General features: G+C 42.5%; 10 protein-coding genes and 1 riboswitch. Of the genes, 9 read left to right on the top strand and 1 reads right to left on the bottom strand.

The window, feature by feature from the left end; genetic code table 11:
• Positions 1-114: 114 nt before the first annotated feature.
• Positions 115-226: riboswitch (TPP riboswitch) on the top strand.
• A gap of 65 nt (positions 227-291) precedes the next feature.
• The 7 genes from cytX to AC1ECB_RS19610 all read left to right on the top strand — a co-directional run bounded on the left by cytX (position 292) and on the right by AC1ECB_RS19610 (position 9,164).
• Entirely contained in the window at positions 292-1,506 is a 1,215-nt protein-coding gene (cytX, locus tag AC1ECB_RS19640; protein ID WP_485665370.1) for a putative hydroxymethylpyrimidine transporter CytX, read from the top strand.
• Complete coding sequence (thiM, locus tag AC1ECB_RS19635) at positions 1,485-2,297, top strand: hydroxyethylthiazole kinase (RefSeq protein ID WP_485665369.1); 813 nt, start codon at positions 1,485-1,487, stop codon at positions 2,295-2,297. The genes cytX and thiM overlap by 22 nt, the downstream gene beginning before the upstream one ends.
• Positions 2,290-2,919, top strand: coding sequence for a thiamine phosphate synthase (gene thiE / locus AC1ECB_RS19630; RefSeq protein WP_021169734.1), 630 nt, complete (start codon positions 2,290-2,292; stop codon positions 2,917-2,919). Before thiM ends, thiE begins: the two co-directional genes overlap by 8 nt.
• Before the next feature lie 125 nt (positions 2,920-3,044).
• Positions 3,045-4,238: a CCA tRNA nucleotidyltransferase gene (locus AC1ECB_RS19625; RefSeq protein WP_485665368.1), complete on the top strand. Its 1,194-nt coding sequence runs from the start codon at positions 3,045-3,047 to the stop codon at positions 4,236-4,238.
• Positions 4,239-4,320: 82 nt separating this feature from the next.
• Entirely contained in the window at positions 4,321-6,066 is a 1,746-nt protein-coding gene (locus AC1ECB_RS19620) for an ABC transporter ATP-binding protein (protein ID WP_485665367.1), read from the top strand.
• Between the two features lie 103 nt (positions 6,067-6,169).
• On the top strand, positions 6,170-8,404 hold the full coding sequence (locus AC1ECB_RS19615; protein ID WP_485665366.1) for a PAS domain-containing protein: 2,235 nt from the start codon (positions 6,170-6,172) through the stop codon (positions 8,402-8,404).
• Between the two features lie 61 nt (positions 8,405-8,465).
• Positions 8,466-9,164 carry an N-formylglutamate amidohydrolase gene (locus AC1ECB_RS19610; protein ID WP_485665365.1) on the top strand — a complete coding sequence of 233 codons (699 nt, stop codon included), beginning with the start codon at positions 8,466-8,468 and terminating at the stop codon, positions 9,162-9,164.
• A 128-nt stretch (positions 9,165-9,292) separates the two neighbouring features.
• Here the strand turns inward: AC1ECB_RS19610 and AC1ECB_RS19605 are convergent, their stop codons facing one another.
• Positions 9,293-11,269, bottom strand: coding sequence for a methyl-accepting chemotaxis protein (locus AC1ECB_RS19605; RefSeq protein ID WP_485665364.1), 1,977 nt, complete (start codon positions 11,267-11,269; stop codon positions 9,293-9,295).
• A gap of 763 nt (positions 11,270-12,032) precedes the next feature.
• On the opposite strand from AC1ECB_RS19605, the gene AC1ECB_RS19600 reads away from it, so the two are divergent.
• Together AC1ECB_RS19600 and AC1ECB_RS19595 are read left to right on the top strand one after the other, a co-directional pair.
• Positions 12,033-13,508, top strand: coding sequence for a methyl-accepting chemotaxis protein (locus AC1ECB_RS19600; protein WP_485665363.1), 1,476 nt, complete (start codon positions 12,033-12,035; stop codon positions 13,506-13,508).
• 80 nt (positions 13,509-13,588) lie between these two features.
• On the top strand, positions 13,589-13,795 hold the full coding sequence (locus AC1ECB_RS19595; RefSeq protein WP_485665362.1) for a twin-arginine translocase TatA/TatE family subunit: 207 nt from the start codon (positions 13,589-13,591) through the stop codon (positions 13,793-13,795).
• Positions 13,796-13,862: the final 67 nt, after the last annotated feature.

The raw sequence follows: 13,862 nt of genomic DNA, 5'->3' as shown, positions 1-13,862 counted from the left end.
CTTTGCACCTGTTTACTAGACAGTATTTTATCATTTGTAATAATTTGTTAGTAAATTGCTTGTAGATAGTTGAAAATGGTGATTAGATATGTTACGATGAGCCTAAAAGAATATTGACATTTCAAGGGGTGCTGGAAAGGCCGGCTGAGATATAGATCTAATAAAATCTATGACCCTTTAACCTGATCTGGATAATGCCAGCGTAGGGATGATGGTATAGAGTGTTTTGTACTTTAAGCGCATCCTTGTGGGTGTGCTTTTTATTTTTTATAAAAAGGAGTGTTATATTGAATGTCGAATGAAAATAGTACATTAGGGTTTAATCATTACTTGTTTTTGTGGTTTGGTGCGGCTGTATCTATTGCTGAGATTCTAACAGGCGGACTCTTGGCTCCACTTGGTTTTTACAATGGCGTAGCAGCTATTGTGACTGGCCATGTGGTCGGAACTGGTATTTTAGTGTTGGGTGGGGTAATTGGTACTCAGGAGCGGATACCGGCGCTGGTATCAACTCGGATTTCTTTTGGCGAATATGGGTCTTATTTATTTTCAGTGTTAAATGTTTTGCAATTGGTTGGGTGGACGGCAGTTATGATTATTGCGGCTGCCCGCTCAGCGAACGAGATTGGTAAGCTGCTCTGGGGATTGGACCAGCTTTCTGTATGGACAATTAGCATTGGTGGCTTAGTCCTCATATGGATTGTACTTGGCCGGGAAGGTGGCCTGAAAAAAGCCAATATGGTGGCTGTTTTCCTTTTGCTTGGTATCACCATCGTGTTAAGTACTGTTGTATTTAAAAATAGCGCTGCGTTAACTGCGCCACCTGCCGGGGGCCTGTCTTTCGGCCAGGCCGTAGAATTAAGTGTTATTATGCCGCTTTCCTGGCTGCCCTTGATTGCGGATTATACACGCTTTGCCAAAAACAAAAAAAGTGCCGCCTGGGGGAGTGGCTTGGGTTACTTTGCTGGCAGCTGCTGGATGTATATTATTGGACTGGGAGCTGCCATAGCTGCTGGCAATGCAGAACCTTCGTCCATGATGCTGGCTGCTAATCTTGGGCTGGCTGCACTAGGAATTGTAGTCTTGGCAACGGTAACAACTACTTTTTTGGATGCCTATTCCGCAGGTGTGAGTTTTGCAAATATGTTTCCTAAACTCAATGAGAAACGGGTAGCTTTAGTTATGACGGTGATTGGCACAATAGCTGCTTTGTGGTTTAATATTGAGCAGTATGAGAATTTCCTCCTGGCTATTGGCTCTGTTTTTGCACCCTTATTTGCCGTTTTGTTGACAGAGTATTTTATTATAAAAAATCGCAAGGTTCAAGCTAAAATACTAATTAACTGGGGAGCGCTACTTATTTGGGCGCTAGGAGTAGGCCTGTACTATCAGTTTATTAAGCTGGACTTTGTGCTGGGCGCTACCATACCAGTAATGATAATAACAGCGTTACTATATAAAGTAACATGGGGGGTTACGAAACAATGGAAATACTGCAAAAAATAGCAGATAGCCTCTTAACCTTGAAGACTAAGAAACCACTGGTGCATCATTTAACTAATTACGTTACGGTAAATGATTGTGCCAATATAACCCTGGCGATTGGTGCTTCGCCAGTTATGGCTGATGATATTGAGGAAGTAGAAGAAATGGTGTCATTTGCGGCTGCCTTGGTAATAAATATTGGAACGTTGAATTCCCGGAGTATTGAATCCATGGTAGCTGCCGGCAAAAAAGCCAGGGAGAAAAAAATCCCCATTATTTTTGACCCAGTGGGGGTGGGCGCTACCGCTCTTCGTACAGCTACGGCTAAGAGAATTATTCAGGAGGTTTGTCCTACGGTGATTCGTGGCAATATGTCGGAGCTGAAAATGATTGCCGGCGTTGCTGCAGATATCAAGGGTGTTGATTCTGTTGCTGATGAGGTAGACGGAGAAAAGGTGGCGCGGCAGCTTTCGCAAAAACTGGGCTGCGTAATTGCTATTACTGGTAAGCAGGATATTATTGCCGGCGGGGAACGGGTGTGTCGTATTGATAATGGACATGCTATCTTGTCGCAGGTAACAGGTACAGGTTGTATGGCCACTTCTTTGATTGCTTGTTACTGTGGCGCAACAGACGATTGGTTTACCGGCGCAGTTGCCGGTGTGATGACCATGGGCTTAGCTGGTGAGTTGGCGCACCAATCATTACAGGTGGGAGAAGGTATTGGAACCTTCCGGGTTCGCTTGTTTGATGCAGTATGGTCGTTGACGCCGGAAGTCATAAGGAAAGGTGGTAGAATTACGAATGGATAAAAGGAATTGTAACTATTCTTTATACTTAGTAACAGACAGAGGTTTACTTGGCGATAAAGATCTTGCGAAAACTGTGGAACAAGCGATTCAGGGTGGCGTTACGGTGGTACAGGTAAGAGAGAAGAATCTGTCCTCAGCAGAATTTTATCAAGTGGCTTTAGTGATAAAAGGTGTTACGGAAAAATATGGTGTGCCGCTGATTGTGAATGATCGGGCAGATATTGCGTTGGCGGTAGATGCGGCTGGGCTTCATATTGGACAGGAAGATCTACCTGTGGCAGTGGCAAGGAAAATGTTAGGGCCTGATAAGATTATTGGTGTATCTGCGGCAACGCTGGCAGAAGCTTTGCTGGCGCAAGAACAAGGTGCTGACTATCTTGGTGTCGGAGCCGTATTCCCTACAAATACTAAGGATGATGCCGATAGTGTCAGTTTGGCAGAATTGGAAGCTATAAAAGCTAAGGTAAAGATTCCCATTGTTGCTATTGGCGGAATTAATGGAAGTAATATCCGTGATGTCATGAATACAGGTGTAGATGGGGTGGCAGTGGTATCAGTCATTGTTGCTGCAGCAGATCCTAAGGCAGCGACTTGTAAGCTTTACCAATTGATGAAGCAATAGAACAAGGTAAACTTGCACCTGGTAACGAAATGACAATCATACAAACCCCAGGCTCCAGAACTGGAGCCTGGGGTTTGTATGTATTGAGTATTAAATGAAAAATATAATCAGGGGGGACGATCCTGGTGAATAGTAATGTCGTAACAGAGCGAACTTTTGCGGAAATCATTCTGGCGAATGGGGGACGCCTTTATAGAGTGGGTGGCTGTGTTCGTGATATGGTGAGAGGAATTGCGCCGAAAGATATTGATTTCTGTGTAGTTGGCATGGTTAAGAAAAACTTTAAAAAACTCTTCCCTGAAGCCGATGAATGTGGCAAATCGTTTCCGGTTTTTCGGCTGGTTATTGATGGCAGACCATGTGAAGTTGCCTTTGCCAGAACGGAGCGAAAGGTCGGCAGCGGCTATAAAGGTTTCAAGATTGCATCAAACCCCAAAATAACTATTGAAGAAGATTTATTTCGGCGTGATACAACTGTAAATTCCATTGCTGTGGATAGTTTGACTGGCGAAGTGATTGATCCTTTCCATGGAATCCGGGATATCAAGAACAAGATACTTCGTGCCACTAGCCAGCATTTTGTTGATGATCCCATACGTGCCCTGCGGCTTGCAGGACAAGCGGCGCGCTTAGATTTCGCCATTGATGCTGAGACACTGATTCTTGCAAGTGTCGCTGCTGATGAACTTGGCGGCGAACCTATTGAACGGGTGCTTGCCGAATTGACAAAGGTCTTGAATGACGCCCCGGCCCCGGCACGCTTTTTTAAGGTTTTGGTTCAGAGCAATTTATTGCCGTGTGTGTTTGAAGAAATAGCGGACTTACCCCCAGACCAATTTGCTATTGCAATGGATCGCCTGGATTCGGTGGCCAAAGCTACGTCAAGTCCAAAGCTACGGTTTGTCAGTTTGAGCCTTGTAATGGACCACCAAAGTATATACCACTGGAATAGCCGCATGACGTTGCCTGGTGACTGGCTTAATGCGTCTGTAACTGCCGGTAAAATCATAACATTGCTGGAGGTCCCTGACCCGGAAAAAATTGTAGCCGCAATTGATACTTTGCGGCGTGGTTCACTGACTGTAGCGGAATTTGATATTATTTCACAGGCAATAAACTTACATATCCCGGCTTTGAGCCCGTTTAAGGCACTCCTGAATCTAGTGCAGGATGTTGTCCCTGCCGAATTAAAAGGCAAAGATATTGGTGAATGGCTGAGGCAAAAACGTAGTAAGGTCATTACCGAGGTTTGGGAAAAAATGATGTTAGATAATGGAAGAAAAAGTGGCAGCATAGGTTTTGATGGAGATAAAGAATAGTGTCAGCTTACCTGTTGGTGGTGTATAATTAGGAGAAACAACTTGTCTGTTCTTTTATTATCCATAGGGAGAGGTGTTGCTGATGTCTATTCTTGCTGGTTTTTTGCACTATTATAAGCCATATCGGCGGCTTTTTTACATTGATATGGCTTGTGCTATTGTTGTTTCAGTCATTGATCTGGTTTTTCCGCAGGTGCTCAATTACCTGACAAAAAATTTATTAATTACGCAAACGATGGAATTTATTTCCATTATTGGCTATGTCGGTGCGGGAATGATGCTTTTATACGGCCTCCGTTATGCCTGTCAATATTACATTACGACTTGGGGACATGTAATGGGTGCGAGGATGGAAAGCGATATGCGGCAAGATCTGTTTGATCATCTGCAGCGACTTTCTTTTTCTTATTATGATAAGAACAATACCGGCGAGATGATGTCTAAACTGGTGTCTGATCTATTTGACATCTCTGAATTAGCTCACCACGGTCCGGAGAATATTTTTATCTCTTGTCTCAAACTGATTGGTTCCTTTGTTTTGTTGCTGATGATTAATATACCGATGACGCTAATCTTATTTAGCATCGCGGTGAGTATGACTATTTTCAGCTACTACAAGAACAAACGCATGAAAATACTTTTTATGGAAAACCGCAAACGGATTGCCACTGTCAATGCCCTCGTGCAGGATAGCCTTGCCGGTATTCGCGTGATTAAATCTTTTGCCAATGAAGAGATCGAACAAAAAAAATTTCGCCGCGGCAATCTCGAATTTCTCGAATCGAAAGAAAGCGTGTACAAAATCATGGGGAGTTTTTATGCCGGTAACGGATTATTGGAAGGGTTGCTGTATGTAGTGGTACTGGTAAGTGGCGGCTATTTTATCGGAAAAGGTCAGTTAGCGGCCACTGACCTGGCGGTTTATGCACTTTATATCGCTATTTTCATCAATCCACTGGATGTGTTGCTCAACTTTACTGAGCAATTTCAAAAAGGCTATGCCGGGTTTAAACGGTTCGCGGAGGTGTTGCAAACACAGCCGGAAATAGTGGACAAGGAAGCGGCCATTCCCCTTACCAACGTAAAAGGGTGCATCAAGTACTGCCATGTTTCTTTTGCTTATGAAGGGAACAATGATGTACTTAATCAGGTTGATTTTACGGTTGAAGCTGGAAAAACTATTGCGCTTGTTGGTCCGTCCGGTGGTGGAAAAACAACAATCTGTTCCTTGCTGCCACGTTTCTATGATGTGACAGCAGGCGCGATTTTGATTGATGGGCAGGATGTGCGTGACCTTACGCTTACCTCTTTGCGTAATGCCATCGGCATTGTACAGCAGGATGTGTATTTATTTGCCGGCAGCATATGGGATAATATTGCTTACGGGCGGCCGGACGCGACCAAAGAAGAGGTTATCTCAGCTGCGCATAAAGCTAATATTCACGATTTTATTGCTAGCCTGGAAGAGGGTTATGATACCTATGTTGGTGAGCGGGGCATTCGTCTGTCCGGCGGTCAAAAGCAGCGTATTGCGATTGCCCGTGTGTTCCTAAAAAATCCGCCGATTTTGATTTTGGACGAAGCGACTTCAGCTCTTGATAACGAGAGCGAACGACATATTCAAGCTGCCTTGGAAGAACTGGCCAAGCAGAGGACAACAATTATTATCGCTCATCGCCTAAGTACCATTCGTCATGCGGACGAAATCATCGTAATTAACGACGGGCAGATACAAGAGTGCGGCAACCATCAAACGCTGCTGGCTCATAAGGGTCTGTACGCTAAGTACTACAACATGCAGTTTGATGGCTTAGAGATAATCGATTAGGGAGAGGAAAGCAGGAAAATAAGGGCTGATGGCGAAAAATAATAATATGTACCAAATATAAACTATTATGGGAAATGCTTGCATAATGACGGAGGTGTGCCGTATGAAACTCAGCGAGCTGAATCAGGCAAAAATAGCGAAACCAACGTCTCTAGTTATGCCTGTTAACCAGCTAGAGGCACAAAGTGATCAAACATGGGAGGAACGTTTCCGTAAATATTGCGATACGATGATAGATGGATTATTACTGCTGCAGGCTAAGCGTGATGCTGCAGGGCAAATTACAGATTTTATCCACGAATATGTCAATGCGGCAGCTTGCCGCGACATTGGTATTACACAAGCTGAATTTCGCGACCGGACGATGCTGGAGTTATTTCCTCCGCCTAAATTAGCAGAACAATTCGAAGCGTTTTGCCATGTGCTTGAAACCGGAGAACAGGTAAACCTATGTGTTCCAATTAACGCTAAGGAAAACTATTTTTCTCCTACCCGAATTTTTGATATGAATGTCATAAAACTGAATGATGAGATTGCAGTCACTTGGCGTGACGTCACAGAAAGGAAGGTGACTGAGGCTAAACTACTCCGGCAAGAGTTGCAAATCCGGATGTTGATTGAGAATATGCCACTTGCGTTTAGTCGCTTTGACAGGCAGTTTCGGTGTATTTATGCCAACCCAACCGCGGTAAGGGAGTTAGGAATTACTGCCGAAACTGTTTTTTCCCCTGACCAGTCTAAATTCGAAGAAGTACTGCGGACAGGCCGGGCTGTAGAATATGATATGCACCTTTTTTCTGTGCATGGCGAAAGCAGGTATTATCATGTCCATATTTTACCAGAAGTAGATGAACAGGGACAGGTCGAATTTTTTTTGGTAAGTACGAAAGATATCTCCGAACAAAAGCAAATGGAATATGCGCTGCGGACAAGTGAAGAACGTTACAGGTCTTTATTTGAGTCGATGGGTGAAGGCTTTGGGCTCTATGAGCTGATTTATGATAAGTGCGGACAACCAGTTGATGCGGTGGTGCTTGATGTCAATCCTGGCTATGAAAAACTGATAAGGATATCGCGGGATAAAATTCTGGGACAAGGATATAGAGGATTTTTTCCAGCATTTGGCGCAGTGGCGATAGCACGATATGCCGAGGTGGTACGTACTGGCCAGCCGATGCATTTTGAGCAGTATAACAAAAACCTACACCGGTGGTATAGTATTTATGCTTACTCGCTGCACAAGGGAAACCAATTTGCTTTGATTTTCACAGACATTACAGACCGTAAGCAAGCTGATGAAGCCTTACGTCAGTCAGAAGAACTGTTTCACAAAACTTTCCACAGTAAGAGTGCGATGGTAGTTATCGTTAGAATGGCTGATGATAAATTTATCGAGGTGAATCAGCGGTTTTTGGATGTTATTGGGTACACGCGGGATGAGGTGCGGGGGCACACGCCTCAGGAATTGAATTTGTGGGCTGAAGATGACAATATAATAAAAACTCTAAAAGAAGACTTAGCCACAAAAGAGGAAGTCTCAAATTGCGAATTGCGGTTGCGAACAAAAGCCGGCAGCATTGTTACGGTACTATTATCAAATGCACTTATCCATTTGCAGGGGGAAATATGCCGGATCGGTATAGCTCAAGATATAACCAAGGAAAAGAAGCTAGAGGCCGAAATGCAGCGGTTAGACCGTCTCAACCTTGTCGGTGAAATGGCAGCCAGCATTGGTCATGAGATTCGCAACCCCATGACGACAGTTAGGGGATACTTGCAGTTATTCCAAAGACGGACAGAATTTGATAATTATAAGGACCAACTGAGCACCATGGTCGAAGAATTGGATCGAGCCAACACTATTATTAGCGAATTTCTGTCGCTTGCTAAGAATAAGGCGATTGTCAGGCAACGTGGGAGCCTAAATGCTATCATCGATACCATGTTCCCTTTGATTCAGGCTGATGCATTTCGGTCAGGACATAACGTTATTGTCGAAAAAGGCGATACTCCGGATAACGAGTTTGATCCGAATGAAGTGCGGCAGCTACTCTTAAACTTACTGCGAAACGCGATGGAGGCAATGGCGCCCAATGGTCATGTTAGGATTAAAACCTATTGCAGTAGTGATACTATCTTCCTTGAAGTGCAAGATGATGGACCGGGGATACCTGCTGAAATTTTGCAGCAGTTGGGTAAACCCTTCGTAACGACCAAGGAAAATGGCACTGGCCTGGGGTTACCGGTTTGCTATCGCATTGCAGAGCGACATAATGCAAAATTGAGTATCCAGAGTTCACCGCAAGGAACAACGGTTTGTGTTAAATTTAAGCGATAAAGAAGTTGCACATCAAATCTTATTCACTTATGGATCAACAAAGAAACCGGGGGTTAATTATTTGGGACAACAAGAAGATATTCTACAAGAGCTTATTCGTGCACGTAGTAATGAAGAAGCAGTGAGTATAGAAAGAGTGCATTTCTATAAGACAGATAAAAGTGTTAACCCCAAGCAGGAAGAACCGTTCTGGATTTCCCTGGGGAAACTGCCTGTTTTGGTGTCGGCGCCGCATGCTGTTAGGCATTATCGGCAAAAAAAAATCAAGATGTCAGATCAGTTCACAGGCTCGATTGTATACCTCTTAAGCAAATTGACAGGTTGTCATGCGATTGCAACAACTAAGCTTTATGGCGGCGATCCTAATATGGATACCCCCTGTATCTACAAAGAAAGAATTGCCGAGATATGTTGCCGGGAAAAGGTGAAGTTCGTACTAGATATCCACGGTGCAGCACGTGAACAGGAATTCGATGTAGACTTAGGCACAAATCATGGGAAAACTCTCTTAGCTAAGCCTAAGCTGGTAGACGTGCTGGAACATAATTTCCGGGGGTTCGGATTAGGCAGAATTTCCAAGGAACATTTTGCTGCCACAGGTCTTAATACGATAACCAATTATGTGGCCCGTGAACTGAAAATACCCGCTGTGCAGGTGGAAATTAATAAGCAATACCGGGTGCCCGCACAAAACCCGCAAGGATTTCACCGTCTGCTTGGAGCTTTGGCGGCAAGTATCAAAGAATTAGGCAGCACATAGGTTGCCACTGACTGGGTCTTGTGTAACCATAAACTAGTTATTCATCCCAATACCAAGAACAAGCCACAACTCAAATTGTGAGTTGTGGCTTGTTCTTGGTTATTTGTTTGTGTTTACATTTAATTTGCTTAGGTACGAAATTTATCAATAGCTTCTTGTAGTTCGGAAGCCATTTTGCTAAGACTTTGGCTTGAAGAAGCAATTTCCTGCATGGCTGCTGATTGTTCCTCAGTGGCGGCAGATACTGTTTGTGTTTCACCGGTTACTGTGTTTGTTAAGGCTGCAATATCTTTGACTGCCGACACAATTTGCTGGCTGCCGTTCTCAGTATCTTGAATAGCAACAGATATTTCACTGACTTGATGTGAAAGCTCAGCAATCATGGCAACTATCTTATGAAATGCCATACCTGCTTCATTTACCACGGTTGTAGCAATTTTTGTCTTGCTGGTGCCGTTATCCATAGCTTGCACGGCTTTGCCGGTCTCATTTTGAATGGCTCGAATCAGATCTGCAATCTGTTTTGCTGCAACTTGGGACTGTTCAGCCAGTTTCCGGACTTCTTCAGCAACCACAGCGAAACCACGTCCTTGTTCGCCAGCCCGTGCAGCTTCAATAGCGGCGTTCAGAGCAAGTAGATTGGTTTGACTGGCTATACCGGAAATCGTATTTACAATCTGCCCGATTTCTTTAGAACGTTCTCCCAGTTCAGTTACTACCTTTGTGGACGAGTTTACAGTTGTTTCAAGCTCAAACATGTGTTTGACAGCATTTTGGATTGACTTGCCACCCTCTTGGGCAGTTCCTGCAGTTAGTGCTGATTGCTTCGAAACGGCATTAGCATTAGCAGCTACAAGACTAATATTCTCAGACATTTGTGTCACTATCGTAGAAGCTGAATCCACGACAACCCGCTGTTTATCTGCGCCTTGCGCTACTTCAGTTATGGAGGCAGCTACCTGATTAGCCGCTTGCGCGGATTGTTCAGAACTTGCATTGAGTTGTTCAGAGGAAGCCGCAACCAGTTCAGCATTTCCCTGTATCTTACGGATGAGCTGAGTTAGGTTAATAACCATAGTATTGAACGCTTCTGCCAATAATCCTAGTTCATCCGTTGATGTTACTGCCAGCTTTTTAACTGTTAAATCACCTTCGGCAATACGATTGGCAGCAGATACGAGGGAGAGAATTGGCTTTGTTGCGATAGTAGAAAGTACATAAGCTGCTGCACCTGTTAGTATAATCAAAATCAAACCAACGAGAGAAAGTTTCACAGCCGCTGTTAGGCTGTGAGCACTCACAACACTGTCAGGGACTTCTGTACAGATCAGCCAACCTGTTTTTTCATCTTTAACATAGCTTACCAGCATTTTTTTCTTATCCATGATAACTTCTTCAGCGCCGTTATGTCCTGATAAACCATTTTTAACAAAGCTATAATTGGTTAAATCAATACGTTCTTCCGGCTTCTGAAGATTTTTCGTGGGATGGGCCAGTAGTTTTCCATCCCGATCCAGGATATAAACAGTAACAGTATCACCAGATAGACTTTTTACAAATTCATTTAGCACAGAAAGTTCAACCGTTCCTTGGATAACACCTGTTACATTACCACTCACGGCGTCTTTTATTGGCGCGGCCAGTACAGCGATAAGGTGCCCATTGTCTTTACTGACAAGAATTTCTGAGATTACTTCTGCTTGTCCCTGCATGGCCAATTTGAAAAAATTACGGTCGGCAACATTTGTCAGTGGTGCATCATCAATTCTTGCGACTTGCGTTCCGATAAAATTAGTAACGACCATAGGATTAAAATCTGTGTATATTTTTGCAGCATCAACAAGAATAGATTTAATTTCTTTAGGGTCATGAGCAGCATAGGAACGAATAGTAGGATTTGTCGCCAGTACTTTCACACCATACATATTTTTATCAATGAAGCTATTTACTTTCTCCTGAACAATTTCCGCCCGTTTGGAATTCTCCGACATAGCTGTTACTTGGGCAAGTTGGATAGAATTGTTCAAATTAATACCGATAAAAATAAGTAGTGGCAATGCACTGGCTAGCAAGAGTAATAAGGTTAGTTTTTTTCTGATGTTCATTATGTATCCTCCGTTTTAATTGGGTAATTGAAATAGTCGAAACCTTCGCACGAATAGGCATATAGTAATATTTTACAATTGGTGCCAAATTACCTCCGGAATTTTTTGCTGTGCGTCATAAATTTATTGTACAATGCTTATTGAATGGCCTCCAAAGCGCTATGAAAGTATTGACACAACATATGGTTTGGGTGCTAATATTGGTTTTCAGTTGCAGCGGTTAGGCAGTTCTCCGGAAGAACAAAAAAGGCTGCTGATGAGTGAGCAATACGCCCGGTTGAGACAAGCAGCGCATTTAGGAAATCAGTATATGTGCTTTAACTGCTTGAAGCTTTGTCCGGTAGGACAATCCTATAACGGGTAGGTTACTAATTTACTAGGATACAAAACTTAGCAGGAAATATCATGTAATAAAGAGAATGTGGCAGCGGCAATACTCGCCGCCGTTCTTATCCGTCGATTATTACTGGATTTTTGTGCCCTGGAGGGCAATTTTGCCCTCGGGAAAAAGTGTACTTGTTCAGGAAAATGGCATCAACCCCGTTCGTGAAGGGGTAATGCCATTTTTTTATAAAACAAGTCATGAATGAAAATTTTTGTCGAATCACACAACATCAGCAGGAATTTCATGTTTTGGTAGGAATAATAAAATAGTAATAGTTAATATTTACACAGAGGTGCAGGCGTTACTAATTTACAGTTCAAATTTTATAATTTTGTTATTGCTGCGCATGCTTAGGATAGTGAGGGAGGAAGTATCTCTATGAATTTATTTAAAAAAAATGCACCCTGCAAGGAAGCACTTTGTATAATTCAAAATGTGGAAGACCGGCTTAATGGAAAGGCAGTTGCGAAGCTTACGGTTGATTATCCCATTCATCAAACATTGCTCAAGCACTTTGATAAGTTGTTAGCAAGTGAAAAGAAAATGTCGGTAAGTTCTAAACAAATGTTAAGTAGTATCTCTTCGCTAAGTGAATTTGATGTTAAAATGACACATTCTGCCTATAAACTGATTGATTTTGCACAAAATATGTCGGCATTAAGTGAATCAAACCTTGCTATAGTTGAGGAAATCACGGCAAGTATGAATGATGTAAATGAGACAATCGGTCATACTTCTGCGACAATGAATCAATTATCGGAGGCTTCTAATAATTTAATTCGCAAGAATGATGAAAGTTTGGTTCAATTAACTGAAGTTAATACATTAAAAGAGAATGTTGTACAAGATACAACGACTATGAGTGAGCAAATAGCACAGTTGGTAGATATGGCTGCTAAAGTAAGCGAAATTGTCAATGGCGTGGAAGCCATAGCCGAACAGACTAATTTGTTAGCTCTTAATGCTTCTATCGAAGCGGCTCGTGCCGGGGAATTTGGCCGGGGATTTGCCGTTGTGGCTAATGAGATTAGAAAATTAGCCGATAGTACAAAAACTAATTTAGATGATATGAGGGTCTTTGTTAATAACATCCACCAAGCAGCCAACGGCAGCAGGGAAAGCCTGAATAATACCATGCAATCTACTAGTAACATGAACGCAAAACTTGATATAATATCTGGCACAATAAAAGAAAATGTTTTTATGTTAAAAGACACAATTAAAGATGTGGACAAAATATCAGATTCTATGCAAGATATTACAGAAGCCGCAAAACAAGTAAATCAAGCCATGAATTTATCAGCGCAAGATGCTGAAAAGCTACATAGTATGACCCAGATTATTCATGCTGATGCTACTGAAAGTGCTGTCAATGCGAAACAAATATCCCAGATTGACGAAGAATTTAGTGAGATTATCAAAGATATGATCTCATCTTTAAATGGCGGTATCAATGCTATTACCAATGACGAGTTGACAAAAAATCTTATAAAGGCAAAAGAAGCTCATGGCAATTGGATGAAGAATTTGAAACGAATTGTTGATGAAATGAAAGCTTATCCTATTCAGACCAATTCTAAAAGATGTGCCTTTGGACATTTTTATCATGCTATTATTATAACTCATCCCGATGTAGCCAAAGAGTGGGCGGCCATTGATGGGGTACATCAGGAATTGCATGGCATGGGTATAAAAGTAATTGATGCGGTTAATCGTAATGATTTAACACAGGCTAATGACTTATATATACAAGCTGAAAAACTATCAGAGGAGATATTTGTTCACATAGATAATACGATTAAGGCGATTGAAAGAAAGTCTAACTTAGGAGTAGAAGTACTGCAATTTGCGTAAGCACAAAAAGCTGATAGGTTTGAATACACAGTTCATAATAAGACCTAACTGGTAAGAAATAATAAAAGGGATGTGGAACTATGTTTAATCTAGGTATGGCTGAACTAAGCGTAATACTAGTTATTGCTCTGCTTGTATTTGGACCAGGTAAGTTACCGGAAGCAGGTAAGGCTCTTGGTAAAGGGATGACGGAACTTCGGCGGGCCCTTGCCAGTGAGGGTGCGAAGGAAGAAACGATCACTATCAAGGCTGAGCCGGTAGAAAAGAAGGCGGAACAAACAAAGTGAATATAAACTTTCAAACTGTTAGTATAAAATCAGCGAAGCTGCCATTCTATAAAAAGCTGGTTACTGT

It is taken from the genome of Sporomusa sp. 246TCP1, assembly GCF_057319775.1.
Note: the sequence above shows the minus strand (reverse complement) of the source record. Positions and strands in the feature narration are given on the sequence as shown.